At 72.8% G+C, this 15,902-nt stretch carries 17 protein-coding genes; 8 read left to right on the forward strand and 9 right to left on the reverse strand.

Features of this window, described 5'->3' with window-relative positions:
- The first annotated feature begins 251 nt into the window (after positions 1 to 251).
- Genes GEV43_RS54365 through GEV43_RS42740 form a run of 3 tightly spaced genes read left to right on the forward strand, consistent with a single transcriptional unit; the run spans position 252 to position 2,298 of the window.
- Entirely contained in the window at positions 252 to 383 is a 132-nt protein-coding gene (locus GEV43_RS54365) for a hypothetical protein (protein ID WP_302931441.1), read from the forward strand.
- Positions 380 to 1,492 carry a beta-ketoacyl synthase N-terminal-like domain-containing protein gene (locus GEV43_RS42735; protein ID WP_160826376.1) on the forward strand — a complete coding sequence of 371 codons (1,113 nt, stop codon included), beginning with the start codon at positions 380 to 382 and terminating at the stop codon, positions 1,490 to 1,492. The genes GEV43_RS54365 and GEV43_RS42735 overlap by 4 nt, the downstream gene beginning before the upstream one ends.
- Positions 1,489 to 2,298 carry a glycosyltransferase family 2 protein gene (locus GEV43_RS42740; RefSeq protein ID WP_160826377.1) on the forward strand — a complete coding sequence of 270 codons (810 nt, stop codon included), beginning with the start codon at positions 1,489 to 1,491 and terminating at the stop codon, positions 2,296 to 2,298. Before GEV43_RS42735 ends, GEV43_RS42740 begins: the two co-directional genes overlap by 4 nt.
- A gap of 8 nt (positions 2,299 to 2,306) precedes the next feature.
- On the opposite strand, the gene GEV43_RS42745 is transcribed toward GEV43_RS42740, so the two are convergent.
- A complete protein-coding gene (locus tag GEV43_RS42745; RefSeq protein WP_160826378.1) occupies positions 2,307 to 3,116 on the reverse strand; it encodes an isopenicillin N synthase family oxygenase in 810 nt (269 codons plus the stop codon).
- Positions 3,117 to 3,360: 244 nt separating this feature from the next.
- On the opposite strand from GEV43_RS42745, the gene GEV43_RS42750 reads away from it, so the two are divergent.
- Positions 3,361 to 4,329: a UDP-glucuronic acid decarboxylase family protein gene (locus GEV43_RS42750; RefSeq protein WP_160826379.1), complete on the forward strand. Its 969-nt coding sequence runs from the start codon at positions 3,361 to 3,363 to the stop codon at positions 4,327 to 4,329.
- A gap of 41 nt (positions 4,330 to 4,370) precedes the next feature.
- Positions 4,371 to 5,129 (forward strand): TylF/MycF/NovP-related O-methyltransferase, encoded by a 759-nt coding sequence (locus GEV43_RS42755; protein WP_309240281.1) that lies wholly within the window; start codon positions 4,371 to 4,373, stop codon positions 5,127 to 5,129.
- Positions 5,130 to 5,172: 43 nt separating this feature from the next.
- Here GEV43_RS42755 and GEV43_RS42760 read toward each other — a convergent pair whose 3' ends face one another.
- Positions 5,173 to 6,696: an SDR family oxidoreductase gene (locus tag GEV43_RS42760; protein ID WP_309240282.1), complete on the reverse strand. Its 1,524-nt coding sequence runs from the start codon at positions 6,694 to 6,696 to the stop codon at positions 5,173 to 5,175.
- Between the two features lie 141 nt (positions 6,697 to 6,837).
- Between GEV43_RS42760 and GEV43_RS42765 the strand changes: the two genes are divergently transcribed.
- Positions 6,838 to 7,593, forward strand: coding sequence for an SDR family oxidoreductase (locus GEV43_RS42765; protein WP_309240283.1), 756 nt, complete (start codon positions 6,838 to 6,840; stop codon positions 7,591 to 7,593).
- Here the strand turns inward: GEV43_RS42765 and GEV43_RS55660 are convergent, their stop codons facing one another.
- The 3 genes from GEV43_RS55660 to GEV43_RS42780 all read right to left on the reverse strand — a co-directional run bounded on the left by GEV43_RS55660 (position 7,594) and on the right by GEV43_RS42780 (position 10,069).
- Positions 7,594 to 8,763, reverse strand: a complete 1,170-nt coding sequence (locus tag GEV43_RS55660) for a cytochrome P450 (RefSeq protein WP_160826381.1) — start codon at positions 8,761 to 8,763, stop codon at positions 7,594 to 7,596.
- Between the two features lie 81 nt (positions 8,764 to 8,844).
- Positions 8,845 to 9,573, reverse strand: coding sequence for a tRNA(His) guanylyltransferase Thg1 family protein (locus GEV43_RS42775; RefSeq protein WP_206681677.1), 729 nt, complete (start codon positions 9,571 to 9,573; stop codon positions 8,845 to 8,847).
- Positions 9,574 to 9,580: 7 nt separating this feature from the next.
- Entirely contained in the window at positions 9,581 to 10,069 is a 489-nt protein-coding gene (locus GEV43_RS42780; RefSeq protein ID WP_160826383.1) for an ATP-binding protein, read from the reverse strand.
- A 59-nt stretch (positions 10,070 to 10,128) separates the two neighbouring features.
- On the opposite strand from GEV43_RS42780, the gene GEV43_RS42785 reads away from it, so the two are divergent.
- Positions 10,129 to 10,695 carry a GNAT family N-acetyltransferase gene (locus tag GEV43_RS42785; RefSeq protein WP_160826384.1) on the forward strand — a complete coding sequence of 189 codons (567 nt, stop codon included), beginning with the start codon at positions 10,129 to 10,131 and terminating at the stop codon, positions 10,693 to 10,695.
- Positions 10,696 to 10,698: 3 nt separating this feature from the next.
- On the opposite strand, the gene GEV43_RS42790 is transcribed toward GEV43_RS42785, so the two are convergent.
- Positions 10,699 to 11,652 carry a YafY family protein gene (locus tag GEV43_RS42790; protein ID WP_160826385.1) on the reverse strand — a complete coding sequence of 318 codons (954 nt, stop codon included), beginning with the start codon at positions 11,650 to 11,652 and terminating at the stop codon, positions 10,699 to 10,701.
- A 93-nt stretch (positions 11,653 to 11,745) separates the two neighbouring features.
- Here GEV43_RS42790 and GEV43_RS42795 point away from each other — a divergent pair, with 93 nt between their 5' ends.
- Positions 11,746 to 12,486 (forward strand): alpha/beta fold hydrolase, encoded by a 741-nt coding sequence (locus tag GEV43_RS42795; RefSeq protein WP_160826386.1) that lies wholly within the window; start codon positions 11,746 to 11,748, stop codon positions 12,484 to 12,486.
- A 60-nt stretch (positions 12,487 to 12,546) separates the two neighbouring features.
- Here the strand turns inward: GEV43_RS42795 and GEV43_RS42800 are convergent, their stop codons facing one another.
- The 3 genes from GEV43_RS42800 to GEV43_RS42810 all read right to left on the reverse strand — a co-directional run bounded on the left by GEV43_RS42800 (position 12,547) and on the right by GEV43_RS42810 (position 15,895).
- Positions 12,547 to 13,836, reverse strand: a complete 1,290-nt coding sequence (locus GEV43_RS42800) for a cytochrome P450 (protein ID WP_160826387.1) — start codon at positions 13,834 to 13,836, stop codon at positions 12,547 to 12,549.
- A 57-nt stretch (positions 13,837 to 13,893) separates the two neighbouring features.
- Complete coding sequence (locus GEV43_RS42805; RefSeq protein WP_160826388.1) at positions 13,894 to 14,619, reverse strand: phosphatase PAP2 family protein; 726 nt, start codon at positions 14,617 to 14,619, stop codon at positions 13,894 to 13,896.
- Positions 14,620 to 14,701: 82 nt separating this feature from the next.
- Positions 14,702 to 15,895: an LLM class flavin-dependent oxidoreductase gene (locus GEV43_RS42810; RefSeq protein WP_160826389.1), complete on the reverse strand. Its 1,194-nt coding sequence runs from the start codon at positions 15,893 to 15,895 to the stop codon at positions 14,702 to 14,704.
- Positions 15,896 to 15,902 lie beyond the last annotated feature (7 nt).

Consider the following 15,902-nt stretch of genomic DNA (forward strand, 5'->3'; position numbering starts at 1 on the left):
GGCGCCGTCGAACCCGGCGGGCACCTGCGGATCCTCGGCAGGCGGAAGGAGACGATCATCGTTCACGGCGAGACCTTCCCGCCCGAGACGCTCGAATCGGCCCTCGACTCCTGTCCCGGCGTCAAGGCGTCGGGCGTCGTCGGCCTGCATACGGGCCGGCCGCAGGGCGACCACATCATCGCCTTCGTGGAGACCTGCACCGGCGTAGGCGGCGCCGAGGAGGAACGGCGCGTCCGGGAGGCGGGGCCGCCGTGCTGCCGCCGCAGTTCGTCCCCCGGCGCGTCATGGTGGTCCCCGAGCTTCCCCGCCTCCGCTCGCAGAAGATGGACCGCCGCCGGCTCCGGCGGCTCGCGGAGGCGATCGAACGGGAGCCCCGTCCATGAGCGTCCTCATCACCGGCACCGGCCTCGTCACGCCGTACGGACCGGGCACGCGGCGCTTCTGGGACGGCCTCCTCGGCAACGCCCTTCCGCCCGTGCGCGACCGGCCGGGCACCGCGCCGTTCCCCGTGCGGGGGATCTCGTACGAGATCGAGGGCTCCCCGCGGCGGCTCGCGATGCTCGACCTGGCGCTGCGGGAGGCCCTCGCCGACGCGCGCCTGCCCTCCGTACCGGACGGCGCGCTCGTGATCCGCGTCGGCCAGGGCCCGGAACCGGGACGGCCGCCCGACGACCACGCCGCGGAGATGCTGGACGCGTGGCCGTGGGAGCACCCGCTGATCCCCGCGTCGTGCGAGCAGGTCCACCTGTCCCACGCCTGCGCGTCCGGCGCGGTGGCGGCCGGCCTCGCCCGGGACTGGCTCTCGGGCGGCCTGGCCGAGGTCGCCGTCATCGCCGGAGCGTCCGCTCTGAACGGCTACGAGCTCCTCGGCATGCACGTCAGCCGCGCCCTGACGGCGAGCAGGCCGCAGCCGTTCGACCGGGCCCGTTCGGGCATCGCCCTCGGGGACGGCGCGGGCGCGCTGGTCCTGGAGGCCGCCGGGCACGCGGCCCGCCGGGGCGCGGCGACGGACATCGACCTCGCCGGGGCCGTCTCCCGGGTCGCCGCGGGCGACGCCTCGTCCACCGATCCGGAGGTCGTCACCGACTGCGCGCTCCGCGCCGTGCGCGAGGCGGGGCTGACCGCGCCGCCGTACGTCCACGCGCACGCGACCGGTACCGTCCAGGGCGACGAGGCCGAGATCGCGGGCCTGGAGCGCCTGGCCGAACGGATGGGGTGGGACGGTGTTCCGGTCAGCTCGCACAAGGGCGCCATCGGGCACCTGATGCACGCCTCGGCGTTCCCCGCCGTGACGGCCGGCGTCTACGCACTGCGCGAACGGCTGGCGCCCGGCACACCGGGCCTCGCCGATCCCGAGCCGACCCGGCGGTTGCGCCTGCTGGGCGGCGCGGCGCCGTGCGACGCGACGTCGGTGCTGGTCGACAGCTTCGGATTCGCGGGCAACAGCGCCGCGCTGGTGCTGACCCGCCGGCGGGAGAGTGAGCACGGATGAGCGAGTCCCGACAGGCGGGTCCCCTGCCGACCGTGACCGTGGTGACGCCCACCCGGGGCAGGACGGACCTCCTCGTGCGCGCCATGGAGTCGGCGGCGGCGCAAAGGAACGTCCACGTCGAGCACATCGTCCTCGGAGACCGCTGCCTGGAGCTGGCGGCGCTGCGCGGCGAGCTGGCGGAGCGGTTCCCTGAGGCGCTGGTCAGGAACGTCACGCTGGAGAGCGACCCGGACCTGCCGATGGACTACCGGCCCGCCCGGCTCGCGTACCTGCGCAACAAGGGCGCCCGGCTGGGGAGCGGCGAGTTCGTCGCGCAGCTCGACGACGACAACACCTTCGAGCCCGACCATCTGGAGACGCTCGTCGCCGCCCTGCGGGCCGCTCCCGGCGCGGGCGCGGCCCACAGCTGGCGGCGCGTCTGGAATCCCGACGGGACGCCCTACCTCCTCGCGGGCGAGGACCCGTGGCACCCGGACCCGGACCGCAGGGCCCGCTCGTTCGCCCAGCTCAGCGCGCACGGCGTCTTCGAGCCGGGCTCGAACGTGGTCCGCGACGTGTTCGTCGCGGGCGGCAGGCTGGTCGCGCGGGTCGACACGAGCGAGTTCCTGGTGCGGCGGACCGTGTTCGAGGACGTGCCGTTCCCGGAGCGCTTCTCCGCGGCCAAGCGGCGGCTGGAGATCACCGAGGACGTGGCGTACGCCCAGGTTCTGTACCGCCGCGGCATCGAGGTCGTGCCGTCCCGGCGCGCGACCCTCAACTACTTCATGGGCGGCTACTCCAACGCCGGCGCCCTCGGGTCCGCATGAACCGGCGCTCAGAGCACCGGCACCTCGGGCAGCCCGAACGCGGCCGGGTTGGTCCTGGCCTCGTCGCGCAGGTCGACGGACCGGTCGCCGACCCAGGGGTGCAGCGGCTCGGACAGCTCGGGGTTGACGAAGTACATCAGCGCCATGCGCTCGGGCAGCGCGAGGTTGCGGACCTGGTGGTCGAGGGCCCCGACGGCCCCGCCCGTGAGGCCGCTGAGCACGGACGCGGGCATGACCAGCACCTGCCCGGGAGAGGTCCGCACCGGCACCGGCGCGTCCCCGCTCGGGAAGATCTCCAGCCCCGGCCCGGTCGTGTGGATCACGGTCAGCAGGTGCCCGTCCTCATGCCGGTCCTGGAGGAACTCCCGGTCCGACGGCGCCTCGACGTAATTGTTGAGCTGGAGGTAGGAAGCCGCCTCGAACGCCGGGGCGCCATCGGCTCCGAAATGCCGGGACAGGCCGTCCAGCAAACGCGTCACGAACGGGATCAGAACGTCGCGCCACGCCAGCAGCGCATCGGTGAACGGCGCGATCTCGGACGACCCCGGAATGCGGTCGACGCGATCGGACCAGAGCGCGAACCGCTCGTTCAGGTCGGGCCGCTCCGGAGTGATGGAATACTCCATGCCCATGGGCAGGAAGCCGAAATTCGGATCGTCCGAGGAATGCCGGGACTTGTCCTCGAAGGAGCGGGCGAAGAAATCCTTTCCGCGGCGCAGCACGGTCGCGAGCCGGTCGGCGCCGACGGCGTCGAGCTCCATCAGGGAGTAACCGGTTTCGAGCAGGTCGCGGCGGGTCTGGTCGGTAGTCGTGGCCATGACTTGACACTCCCCTGTCTCGCTCGCACGTCCGGAACGAACGTGATGTCAGCAGCCGATGCTAGTGATCGTGATGACGGAGGTCAATAGTCGTTGTTCGATGAATTCGACCAGCACGCATAACACGTGGTCGATAACCGGTCAAGCGCTTGTCGCGGCGCTATTGAGTAGCCTTTCAAGGCGCTGTGGCATTCATTTCAGCATGACCGGGCGGCCGCGTCCGAAAGTAGCGAGGTAAACAAGTATGGCGATAAGACGCGCCGTCGTGACGGGCGGTGCCGGGTTTATCGGCTCGAACCTTTGCGAACGGCTGCTGGTTCGCGGTTACGAAGTGCTGTGCCTGGACAGCTTCCTCACCGGCGGGCCGGCCAACGTGGCCCGCCTCGCCGACATCGGGCCGTTCCACCTCGTCCGGCGGGACGTCACCGAGTACGTGCACGTGAGCGGGCGGGTGGACCTGGTCCTGCACCTGGCGTCGCCGGCGTCGCCGGCCGACTACCTCAGGTACCCCATCGAGACGCTCAAGGCCGGCTCCCTCGGCACCCTGCGCACGCTCGGCCTCGCCCGCGAACGGAACGCCCGGTACGTCCTCGCCTCGACGTCCGAGGTGTACGGGGACCCGCAGGTGCACCCGCAGCCGGAGAGCTACTGGGGCCACGTCAACCCCGTCGGCCCGCGCAGCGTCTACGACGAGGCGAAGCGGTTCGCCGAGGCCCTCACGTTCGCCTACCGCGACAGCCACGGGATGAGCACCGCGGTCGCCCGCGTCTTCAACACCTTCGGTCCGCGGATGCGGCCGGACGACGGGCGGGCCGTCCCGACGTTCGTCCGGCGGGCGCTCGCCGGCGCTCCGCTCCCGGTCACCGGGGACGGCTCGCAGACCCGTTCGCTGTGCTACGTGGACGACACCGTCGAGGGGATCATCCGGCTCGCCGAGCACGACGCGCCGGGCCCGGTGAACATCGGCGGCCCCCGCGAGACGTCCATCCGCGACCTCGCCCGCCTCGTCATCGACCTGACCGGCTCGGCGTCGGCGATCGAGTTCGTCCCCCGCCCGGTCGACGACCCCGCGGTGCGGCGGCCCGACATCACGCTCGCCCGCACGCTGCTCGGCTGGGAACCGTCCGTCGACGTCGTCCAGGGCCTGAAATGGACCATCGCCTGGTTCGAGGAGGCCCAGCGCGCGGCGGACGCGGGCGTCACCGCCACCTGAACGGGCCGGGTCCCGGCACTCTTCACCCCGAGGGGAGCTCCGTGCACAAGCGACCGCGCGACCTTTACATCGACCTTCTGAAGAGGGTCCTCGTCAACCTGATCTACGAGGACGAGCAGGACCCCCGGTTCCCGCTGGCCGAGGGGACGGAGTTCGACCTCGCCAAGCGCGTCAGCGGCACCGACTGGCCGACCCGCGCGCACACGATGGTCGGCATGACCCGGCTGGACGACCTCCAGCGCCGCATCGAGAGCGTGCTCGCCGACGGCGTGCCCGGAGACTTCATCGAGACGGGGGTGTGGCGCGGCGGCGCGTGCATCTTCATGCGCGGGATGCTCGCCGCCCACCAGGTGAGCGACCGCCGCGTCTGGGTCGCCGACTCGTTCCAGGGCATCCCGCCGACGGCCGAGGCGGCCAACCCGCTCGACCGGTGGATGAGGCTCGACTCGTTCAACGACGTGCTCGGCGTGCCGGAGGAGACCGTCCGCGCCAACTTCGCCCGCTACGAGCTGCTGGACGACCAGGTGGCGTTCCTGCCCGGCTGGTTCCGCGACTCGCTGCCGGACGCGCCGATCGAGAAGCTGGCGATCATGCGGCTGGACGGCGACCTGTACGACTCCACGATGGACGCGCTGACCCACCTCTACGACAAGCTGTCGGTCGGCGGCTACGTCATCATCGACGACTACTCCATCGGCTCGTGCCGGAAGGCCGTCACCGAGTTCCGCAAGCGCCGGGGCATCGAGGACGCCATCGTCCGCATCGACCCCGAATCGGTCTACTGGCGGCGCACCGGCTGACCCGCGGCCCGCCGCCGTCCCCCCCCGGTCCCGGGGCCGGGCCTCAGCGGGCGGCCGGTGCCCGGTCGCCGGGCGAGGGCCGCGGCGCCGGAGGCTCATCGGAACCGTCGCCCCGCGCCGCGGCGGCGATGTTGCGCGGCATCCGGCCGAAGATCAGGGCGTGGAACGGGGAGATCGCCCGCCAGTACAGGTGGCCCGGCAGTCCCTGCGGGTGGAAGATCGCCCGCTGGTGCAGGACCGTCCGGCCGTCCTCGGGCGTCACCGAGAGCTCCAGCCAGGCGAGGCCCGGCAGCCGCATCTCGGCGCGGAGCCTGAGCAGGCGGCCCGGCTCGACCTCCTCGACGCGCCAGAAGTCGACGGCGTCGCCGACGCGCAGGTGCTCGGGGTCGCGGCGCCCGCGCCGCAGCCCGACCCCGCCGGTGACCCGGTCGATCCAGCCGCGCAGCCGCCACGCGACCGGCAGCGAGTACCAGCCGTTCTCCCCGCCGAGGCCCTCGATCACCCGCCAGACCGCCGAGGCGGGCGCGTCCGCGGTGGCCGTCCGCTCGTCGATGAAGAGGCTGCCTCCCGCCCAGTCGGGGTCGGAGGGCAGCGGGTCGCTCGGGCGGCCCGGCGTGGACGCCGACGTCCAGCGGGTCGCGACGTCCGCCTCGCGGATCTTGCGGAGCGCGAGCTCGACCGCCTGGTCGAAGCCGATCAGCCCGCCGGGCGGATCGGGGACCAGGCCGGCGATCCGGTGATCGCGGCACACCACCTCGGTGCGCAGCGACTCCACCAGGGGCCGCGCGATGGACGACGGGATCGGGGTGACCAGGCCGACCCACAGGCTCGACAGCTTCGGGGTGAGGATCGGCACGCCGAAGACGATCCGGTGGTTCAGGCCCGCGACCGCCGCGTACCGGCGCATCATCTCGCGGTAGGTCAGCACGTCGGGGCCGCCGATGTCGAACGTTCCGCTGGTGCCCGCGGGCAGGACGGCGCATGCGGCGAGATAGCGCAGCACGTCCCGGATGGCGATGGGCTGGATGCGGGTGTCGACCCAGTGCGGCGTCACCATGGCGGGCAGCCGTTCGGTGAGGTAGCGCAGCATCTCGAACGACGCCGAACCCGAACCGATGATCACCGCGGCGCGCAGCACGATCGCGGGGGCCTCGCCCGCCAGCAGGATCTCGCCGACCTCGTTGCGGGAGCGCAGGTGCGGCGAGACCTTCCCGCCCGAGGCGAGACCGCCGAGGTAGACGACCCGTCCAGCCCCCGCGCGGCCGGCGGCGTCCGCGAACGTGCGGGCCGCCTCGCGGTCGGACGCGGCGAAGTCGCGCCCGCTCGTCAGGCCGTGCACCAGGTAGTACGCGACGTCGATCCCCTCCAGCGCCGCGCGGATCGCCGCGCCGTCGGTCACGTCGGCCACCACCGTCTCGACCCGGTCCGCCCAGGGCAGGCCGCGCAGCGAGCCGGGCCGCCGCACGGCGCACCGCACCGCGTGCCCGGCGTCCAGCAGCTCGGGGACCAGCCGTCCCCCGATGTAGCCGCTCGCCCCCGTCACCAGGACCTTCAGCCGTTCGCCCACCACGCCCCCCGAGTCGGCACCCGATCCGCGTCGATTACGTTATGTAGCTGTTATTGCACGATTCGTGGGCGATCAACCGCTTCCAGGGCCCGTGATGCGCGGCCTGGCAGACTCTGGGCGACGAGCGAAGGGAGAGATGCCGTGAACGGCTCGGGTCGGGTGGCGCTGGTGACGGGCGCGGGTTCGGGGATCGGGGCCGCGGTCGCGACCGCGTTCCTGCGGGACGGATGGCGGGTCGCGCTCGCCGGACGCCGCGCGGACACACTCCAGCGGACCGCGGACGAGGCCGCGGAAGGCGACGCGATGCCCGTGACCGCCGACGTCACCTCGCCCGCCTCGGCCGACGCGCTGTTCGCGGCGGTCCGCGACCGCTGGGGCCGGCTGGACCTGCTGGTCAACAACGCCGGCACGTTCGGCGCTCCCGCGCCCGTCGAGGACGTCCCGCACGACGAGTGGGAGAAGGTCATCGGAACGAACCTGACCGGGTCGTTCCTGTGCGCGCAGCGGGCGTTCCGGATGATGCGCGACCAGGACCCGCGAGGCGGCCGGATCATCAACAACGGCTCGCTGTCGGCGCACACGCCCCGTCCCCGGTCGGCCGCCTACACCGCCAGCAAGCACGCGGTGACGGGCCTGACCAAGTCGCTGTCGCTGGAGGGCCGCCCGTACCGGATCGCGTGCGGGCAGATCGACATCGGCAACGCCGCGACCGACATGACGACCGCGTTCGGCTCGGGGACGCTCCAGGCCGACGGATCCGTCAAGGCCGAACCGGTGATGGACGTGCGGCACGTCGTCGACGCCGTCGTCTACATGGCCGGGCTGCCGCTGGACGCCAACGTGCAGTTCCTCACCGTGATGGCCACCGCCATGCCCTCCTTCGTCGGCCGAGGCTGATCAGGAGAGGGCCACCGGGAGGCTGACCAGACCCCGGATCCGGAACGCCTCGTGCCATCGCGGCGTCTGCGCCTCGTCCGCCAATCTCAACGCGGGGAAGCGCTCCAGCATCCGGGAGAACGCGATCGTCCCCTCCATCCGCGCCAGGGGCGCTCCCACGCAGTAGTGGATGCCGTGCCCGAAGGCGACGTGCCCCGCCGTGTCGCGCGTGATGTCGAGACGGTCGGGCTCGGCGTACTTCGCCGGGTCGCGGTTGGCCGCGCCGATGGCGACGTGCACGAACTCCCCCGCCGCGATCTCCTGACCGCCGATCGCCATCGGCTCCGCCGCGTAGCGGAGCGTCGCGAACCCCACCGGCCCGTCGTAGCGCAGGAACTCCTCGATCGCGGCGGGCAGCAGCTCCGGGTCCGCCCGCAGGGCCTTGAGCTGGTCCGGGTTGCGCAGCAGCGCGTACGTGCCGTTCCCGATGAGGCTGACCGTGGTCTCGTGCCCGGCGAACAGCAGCAGGAACGCCGTCGCGACGAGTTCGCGCTCGGTGAGCCGGTCGCCGTCGTCGCGGGCCCGCACCAGGTCCGACAGCAGGTCGTCCGCCGGGCGCTCCCGCTTGGACTGCACCAGCGTGCCCAGGAACCCCATCAGCTCCTGCGCGACGGCCCTGCTCCCGCCCGACTGGAACATCGCCGCGGCCCGGCGCCGGAACTCGATCCGTTCGCCCGCCGGAACCCCGAGCACCTCGCCGATCACCGTGATCGGCAGCGGCACCGCGAACGACGCCACCAGATCCACCCGCCGCTCGCTGGCCATGCCGTCGAGCAGCGTCCCGGTGATCTCCTCCACGCGCGGCCGGAGCCTCTCCACGGCGCGAGGCGTGAACGCCTTATTCACCAGCCTGCGCAGCCGGGTGTGGTCAGGCGGGTCCGAATCCAGCATGTGGCTGTTGGAAGGCGCCTCCCCGCCGAACCAACGCGCGTTCGCACCCGACTTGCGCAGCCGCGGGTCGGCGAGCGCCGCACGGCCCTCCTCGTACCCGGTGACCACCCACCCCCACCGCCCGTCCGAGAAGCGCACCTTGTGCACGACTCCACGCTCGCCCCACCGCCGGTAGGCCCGGTACGGATCGGCGAAGAAGGCGTCGTCCAGCTCTTCGAAACGGTCGGTCGTGTCAGCCACGGAGCCGCTCCCTCGATAGGCGCTCACCCCCCGTGCGCCCGTACCCTAACCCCACCCACCTCACCACAAAACCCCACCCGTTCAACGCCCCTGGGCGACCACGCGGCGAACAAGCTCCCGATAGCCGTCCCTCATGGGCAGGTGCCGCTCCACGCGAACCCGCCGCCGGCTGGCACTGACGGCCCTGTCACGGATCGGGTCGTGGCCCGTCTTGTCGTAGGTCTCCCACCACAGCCCGACGCCGCGGCGCTGCCAGGCGGGCACCTCGTTGAAGTTGACGCCGCGCTCGAACAGCAGCTCGTTCTTGCCCGCGGCCGTGGTCCCCTCCAGCGCGCGGGTGGCCGCTCGGGCGGACGCGCCCTCGTGGCGCAAGGTCCAGTAGCACCAGCCGTTGAGGGCGCAACGGGCGGCGTCGGCCTGCCGCCAGGCCAGGTAGTCGACGACGTCCTGGACGCCGGAGCCCATCCACACGCGGCCGTCGAACACGGCGGGCTCCCCCGCCGCGTGGGTGAACGCCGCGGTGGCGATGCCCGCCGACAGCGACACCAGCTTCTCCGCCTCGCGTCCGAACAGTTCGAACGAGGGGTCGAGCACGACGGAGATCTCGTCGCTCTCGGTGTAGGCGTACCGGCCGCCGAGCTCGGTGAGCAGGGTCCGCGCGGCCCGTTCCATCAGGTCGGAGAAGCGGGCGTCGAACGGCTTGGTGAAGTGTTCGGCGGTGAAGCGGGAGAACGAGCGGCCGTCGACGCGCACGATCGCCCACGCGCCCGGGAGCAGGGTCTGGGCGTGGAACCACTCACGTGCGCGCATCCGGGCGTCAAGATCCTTCAGGTTCATCCTCGGCTCCCATGCCGGTGACGGCGAAGCCGCCCGTACCGTCGAAGCGCACGGCGTGCAGCTCGTCGAAGCCGTCGGCGGGACGGGGGCGGCGCAGACGCTTGAGGGTGGCATAGATGCCGACGTCGGGCACGCGGATATCGTCCGGCCGCGCGGCGTTGCGGCGCAGCGAGCCCGGCACGTCCGGCGGGAACCAGTACCCGGTGACGCGGGCGCCGTGGCGGCGGGCGAGGGCGATCAGGGGCTCCCACTCCTCGGGCGCCGGGTTGGTGTTGTCCACGGCGACGTCGCGTCCGGACTCCAGCGCCTCGGCGACCAGGCGCGTCTGGCGGGCCTGCTTGCGGCGCGAACGGCCGAAGGCGTCCTTGCTGACGTGCAGGTGCGTGGCGGACAGGTGGCGCCGGTAGAAGGTGGTCTTGCCGGACGCCTGGAGGCCGATCAGCAGCGCCAGCCGCGGCGGTCCGGCCATGGGGCCTCCTCGGGTGTGACGAGTCGCATAACGGGGCGTGGCCCGAATAGGATCATTATGTGCTGCGTCCCACCTACCCGATCGAGACCGAGCGCCTGACCCTGCGCCCGTTCCACGAGGACGATCTGGGCGGGTTGTACGCGTACCAGTCGCTTCCGGACGTGGCCCGGTTCCTGTACTGGGAGCCGCGCAACCTGGAGGAGTCCCGCGCGTTCCTCAAGCAGAAGATCGGCGCGTCGACGGTCGAGCGGGAGGGCGACTGGCTCGTCCTCGCGGTCGTGTGGCGGGAGACGGGCGCGCTGGTCGGCGAGGTCAACCTCCAGTGGCGCAGCCGCGAGCACCGGCAGGGCGAGCTCGGCTACATCCTCAATCCCGCCTACCACGGGCGGGGGTTCGCGACCGAGGCGGCCGCGGTGGTGCTGCGGCTCGGGTTCGAGGGCCTCGGCCTGCACCGCGTGGTCGGGCGGCTGGACGCCCGCAACGCGGCGTCGGCGCGGGTGCTCGAACGGCTCGGGATGCGGCGCGAGGCGCACCTGCTCCAGAACGAGATCGTCAAGGGCGAGTGGACTGACGAGATCGTCTACGCGATGCTCCGCCACGAGTGGGAGTCCCGCGCGAACGGCTGAGCGTCACGGGTTCCGGCCGGCCTGCTCGTCCAGGGTGCGGGCCAGGTCGCGGACGTGGTCGCGCAGCGAGTCCGGGCGGTGGACGACGAACGGCCAGCCGAGCCCGGCGAGCATCCGCGCCATCCCGTCCAGGTGTTCCGCGCCGGTGGTCATCAGCACGCCGCCGGCGGTCTCGGTGAGGGTCGCGACGGCGGCGGGGATGCGGCGGCGGGCCTCGTCCAGGGTCGTTTCCAGCAGCACTTCGACGTCGTGCGCGTACGGGACGTTGGCGAGGGAGCGGGTGACGTGCCCGACGGGGTCGGTGTCGCCCGGGTCCTCGAACGTGGCGGTGCCCGGCTCGGCCGACTCGACCCGGTCCACGCGGAACGTGCGGACCTCGCCGCTGCGGTGGTCGTGCCCGGTGACGTACCAGCGGCCCGAGTGGAAGACCAGCCCGTACGGGTCGAGGTCGCGTTCGCTGGCGTCGCCGCGCCAGGACCGGTAGCGCAGCCGGACGCGGCGGCGGGCCCGGGCCGCCGCCGCGAGGGTGAGCAGCGCCGCCGTGGCCGGGGCGGCGGCGTCACGGGCGGCGAGGGTGAAGCCGAGGGTGTCCTGGAGGGCCTGGACGCGTTCGCGCAGCGCGGCGGGCAGGACGCGCTGGATCTTGGCGAGGGCGCTCTCGGTGGCCTGGCCGGGCAGCCCGAGGCGGCGTCCGGCGAGCAGGCCCAGGACGACGGCGGTGGCCTCGTCGTCGGTGAGCATCAGGGGCGGCAGCTTGTAGCCGGGCATGAGCCGGTAGCCGCCGTACCGGCCGCGCTCGGCGACGACGGGGATGCCGAGTTCGTCCAGCCGCGCGGCGTAGCGCCGGACGGTGCGCTCGTCCACGCCGAGGCGGCGCGCGAGGTCGGCGCCGCCGACGCGCTGCCCGGCCTGGAGCAGTTCGAGCATGGTCAGGATGCGGGTCGTCGGGTGTGACAAGGGACACTCACTCAATCCGGGCGGGTTCCGTCCAGTATTCACCGTAGCGTGAGACCCGTCGGAACGAGGAGATCTTCGGAGAAGGGGGTGCCCATGGCGACGTTCGTACTGGTCCCGGGGTTCTGGCTGGGCGCGTGGGCGTGGGACGCGGTGGCGGCGGAGCTGCACGCCGCGGGGCACGGCGCGCACGCGGTGACGCTCACGGGGATGGCCGAACGGGCGGACGAGGCGTCCCCCGAGGTGAACGTGGACGCCCACGTCGCCGACATCGTCCGGGTGATCGAGGACGGCGGGCTGCGGGACGTGGTGCTCGTCGCGCACAGCGGCGCCAACATGCCGGTCACGGGCGCGGCCGACCGGATCCCCGAACGGATCGCCCGGGTCGTCTACGTCGACAGCGGCCCGCTGCCGTCCGGGATGGCGGGGATCGACTTCCAGGACCCCGAGAGCCGGGCGCACTGGGAGAAGCGGGTGGCCGACGAGGGTGAGGGCTGGATGCTGCCCGTCCCGCCGTTCGACGCGGCCGAGGACCCGGCCAACCTCGCGGGGCTGAGCGAGGAGCACCTGGCGGCGATGCGCGAGCGCGGCACGCCGCAGCCGTTCGGGACGGCGACGCAGCCGCTGGTACGGCCCGAACCGCTGCCGGACGTGCCGAAGACGCTGATCCTCAACACGATCCCGCTGCCGGCCGTGGAGCAGATGGCGGCGAGCGGCAATCCGGTGTTCGCGCTGATGGCGGGCCCGGACTGGACGTACCGGGAGCTGCCGACGGGCCACTGGCCGATGTTCTCCGAGCCCTCGGCGCTGGCCGCCGCGCTCGCCGAGGACGCCTGACGCCCGGACGAGCCGCGGTTCGCCGTCACCGGCAGGCGCCGGGCGACGGCGAACCGCGGCTCAGGGCGCGGTGAAGGTGCAGGGCAGGCGCTTGAAGCCGTTGATGAAGCTCGACATCAGGCGGTCGGGCTCGCCGTCGGCGCGGATGTCGGGCAGGCGGGTGAACAGCTCGCGGAACATCACGGTGATCTCGCGGCGGGCGAGGTTGGCGCCGAGGCAGAAGTGCGGGCCGGGGCCGCCGAACCCGACGTGCGGGTTGGGCGAACGGGTGATGTCGAACGCGTCGGGGTCCTTGAAGACGTCCTCGTCGCGGTTGGCCGAGTTGTAGAACAGCACGACCTTGTCCCCGGCCTTGTACTGGTGGCCGTTCATCTCGTGGTCGCGGGTGAGGTTGCGGCGGAACACGATGACCGGCGTGGAGTAGCGGACGATCTCCTCGACGGCGCCGGCGATGCGGCCGTCGAAGTCCTCCAGGAGCAGGTCGCGCTGCTCGGGGTTGTCGGTGAACAGCTTCAGCCCGTGCGCGATGGCCGTACGGGTCGTCTCGTTCCCGGCGACCACGAGCAGCAGGAAGAACGTGCCGAACTCGCGGGTGGTCAGCTTCTCGCCGTCGACGTTGGCGTTGACCAGGGCGGAGGTGAGGTCGCCGGTCGGGCGGGCCATCCGCTCCCTGCCGAGCTTGGACGCGATGACGTGCAGCTCGCGGCTGGCGAGGGCGACCTTGGCGAGCCCGAGGCCGGTGCGGATCCGCCCCATGTCGGGGGTGATGCCGGTGTACTCGGGATCGGTGTTGCCGAGCACGGTGTTGGTCAGCCGGATCACCCGCGGATACATCTCGGCGGGGATGCCGAGCATGTCGCAGATGATCTCGACGGGCAGCCGGATCGCGACCTTGGACACGAAGTCGCCCGGCCCGGACTCGATCAGCTCGTCGACGATGCGGGCGGCGCGGCGCCGCACGTCCTCGTCGGTCTTGGCGAGCATCTTCGGGCTGAACGCCCGCGACACGATCCGGCGGATCTTGGCGTGCCGCGGGTCGTCCATGTTGATCATGGAGTTGACGTAGCGGTCGAGGAAGCCGGGCGAGTCGATGATGCTGGTCGCGTTCGGCTCGCTGCTGAAGATCTGCGGGTTGCGGCTGGCCTCGGTGACGTCGGCGTGCCGGACCAGCGCCCAGTAGCCGTTGCCCCGCTTGGTGAACGGGACGGGCGGGTCGTCGAAGCGGACCGGCCCGTCCTGGGCGCGCAGGACGGCGAACGCGGCGGCCCGTTCCTCCAGCGGACGCCCCCAGAAGTTGAGATCGCTCAGGTCGATCCCGTCGAGCCCTCCGCCCGCGTGCTGGATGGTCACGGCTGCCTCCGCTCCTCGTCACCTGCCGCCCATGCTTTGGTAACCAGACGCTTACGGTCAATGGGTGGAAGAAGGCTGTGACCCAGGACACTCCGGGGTGTTCCGCCCAGAGGAGGTCCGGCGGTCGCCCGCGGAGCCCCACGGAACGAGGATCCGGCCCGCGCACGCCAGCAGCGCGCCGATCCCCCAGCCGGCGAGGGCGTCGGTCGGCCAGTGGTAGCCGAGCGTGACGACCGCGACGGCGACGCCGGCGGCCAGGACGTGCGCGGCGATCGTCCAGCCGCGGCGCGCGCCGGCGAGCGCGGCGATGACCAGCAGGCAGGCCGCGGCGTTGGCGGCGTGCCCGGACGGGTACGACAGGTGGTCGCCGTCGAACAGCGCGTCGCGTTCGCTGTGCGGCGGCGTCCGCGCGAAGAAGATCTGCGCCCCGCGCACGAGCGCCTCGGTGCAGGCGAGCCAGACGCCCGCCCGCAGCAGCAGCCACGCGCTCCGGCGGCGCCACGCGACCACGGCCGCGACCAGGCCGAAGGCGGGGGCGACCAGCGAGTGCTGGCCGCCGTTGACGACCGTCCGCCAGAACCAGTGCCAGGCCCCCGTGGGGGCGGGCAGCCCGTCCTCGAACGTCCAGTGGTCGAGGTGGCGCAGCGGGCCGCCGGCGAGGACGTCGGCGGTGGCCGCGACCGCGGCGAGGGCGGCGAGGACGGGCAGCGCGTACGCCCGCGGCCGGGCGGGACGCCAAGGCGGGAGGGGAAGGCGCCCGCCCCCCGATCGGAGCACCTGCATGTCCTCGATCCTGCCTCACCGGCCGTTGTGCTCCGGTCGGGGACGTTTCGCGCGGGTTCGCCGGGCGGCGGGCCGCGCCGGGTCAGGGCGCGGGGCGGTCGGGCTTGGCGGCCGACTCCTCCTCCTGCTGCTTGATCTTGGACATGATGGCGTCGGTGGTGGCGCCGATGAACTCGGGCCGGTTCGCGGCGGCCCAGTCGCGGCTGGCGGCCAGCGACCGCGCCGACCCCTGGAACGCCGGCGCGACATGGCGGGCGAACAGCTCGTAGGACCGGCGGGTCTGGGCGGTGTCGGCCCAGTCGTGGCCCATCAGCAGGTACGTGCCGAACCCGCCGGACTGCGCCGCGAGCCGTTCGATCTGGGCGGCGGCGTCGTCGGGGGTGCCGATCACGCCGAGGCCGGTGGCGTTGACGGCCTCCACCAGCGCGGCGGGGTCCTCGGTGTCGGGCGCGATCGGCAGGGCGGCGACCTTCTGGAAGTAGGCGACCCAGTCGGGAAGGCCGAACGCGACGTCGCGGGCCGCCTGCTCGCGGGTCTCGGCGAGGTGCATGGGACCGACCAGCCGCCAGCTCGACCGGTCGGCGACCGTGCCGTACTCGGCGGCGCGCTCCTCCATCACGCCCCAGTGGTAGCCGAGGGCGTCGAACCCGGCGGCCTGCGTGGCGCCGAGCGACAGCAGCCCGCAGCCGAACCGCCCGGCGGCGCGGGGCCCGCTCGGCGAGACCATCGCCGCGACGGCGACCTCCAGCTCGTCCCGGTAGGGGCGGAGCTGGAGCCGGGCGTCGCGCAGCGTGAACCAGTCGGTCTCCATCGTGACGGGCTCGCCGCCGCGCAGCAGGAGCAGGATCGCCTCCAGGGCCTCCTCCATCATGTCGCGCTGGCGGGCGACCTCGATGCCCATCATGTGCGCGTCGGACGGCAGCGCGCCCGGACCGGCCCCGAGCATGACGCGCCCGCGGGTGAGGTGCGACAGCAGCGACATCCGGTCGGCGAGCATCAGCGGGTGGTGGTACGGCAGGGACGACACGCCGGTGCCCAGCCGGATGTGGCGGGTGCGCTCGGCGGCGATCCCGATGAACACCTCGGGCGAGGCGATGATCTCGTACCCGGCGGAATGGTGCTCGCCGATCCACGCCTCGTCGAAGCCGAGCGCGTCCAGGTGGGCGACGAGGTCCAGGTCGCGTTCGAGGGCGAGGGTCGGGTTCTGGCCGGGCGGGTGGAACGGGGCGAGGAAGATGCCGAACCGCCGGGGCCCTGGCTGCGTGGGGGTGCTCATAAACGTG

Source organism: Actinomadura sp. J1-007 (genome assembly GCF_009793335.1).
Lineage (GTDB): Bacteria > Actinomycetota > Actinomycetes > Streptosporangiales > Streptosporangiaceae > Spirillospora > Spirillospora yumaensis.

Coding starts and splice junctions, on each gene's coding strand:
- GEV43_RS42735 (WP_160826376.1), top strand. CDS start 380: ATGAGCGTCCTCATCACCGGCACCGGCCTCGTCACGCCGTACGGACCG.
- GEV43_RS42740 (WP_160826377.1), top strand. CDS start 1,489: ATGAGCGAGTCCCGACAGGCGGGTCCCCTGCCGACCGTGACCGTGGTG.
- GEV43_RS42745 (WP_160826378.1), bottom strand. CDS start 3,116: ATGGCCACGACTACCGACCAGACCCGCCGCGACCTGCTCGAAACCGGT.
- GEV43_RS42750 (WP_160826379.1), top strand. CDS start 3,361: ATGGCGATAAGACGCGCCGTCGTGACGGGCGGTGCCGGGTTTATCGGC.
- GEV43_RS42775 (WP_206681677.1), bottom strand. CDS start 9,573: ATGCGCGCACGTGAGTGGTTCCACGCCCAGACCCTGCTCCCGGGCGCG.
- GEV43_RS42780 (WP_160826383.1), bottom strand. CDS start 10,069: ATGGCCGGACCGCCGCGGCTGGCGCTGCTGATCGGCCTCCAGGCGTCC.
- GEV43_RS42795 (WP_160826386.1), top strand. CDS start 11,746: ATGGCGACGTTCGTACTGGTCCCGGGGTTCTGGCTGGGCGCGTGGGCG.
- GEV43_RS42805 (WP_160826388.1), bottom strand. CDS start 14,619: ATGCAGGTGCTCCGATCGGGGGGCGGGCGCCTTCCCCTCCCGCCTTGG.
- GEV43_RS42810 (WP_160826389.1), bottom strand. CDS start 15,895: ATGAGCACCCCCACGCAGCCAGGGCCCCGGCGGTTCGGCATCTTCCTC.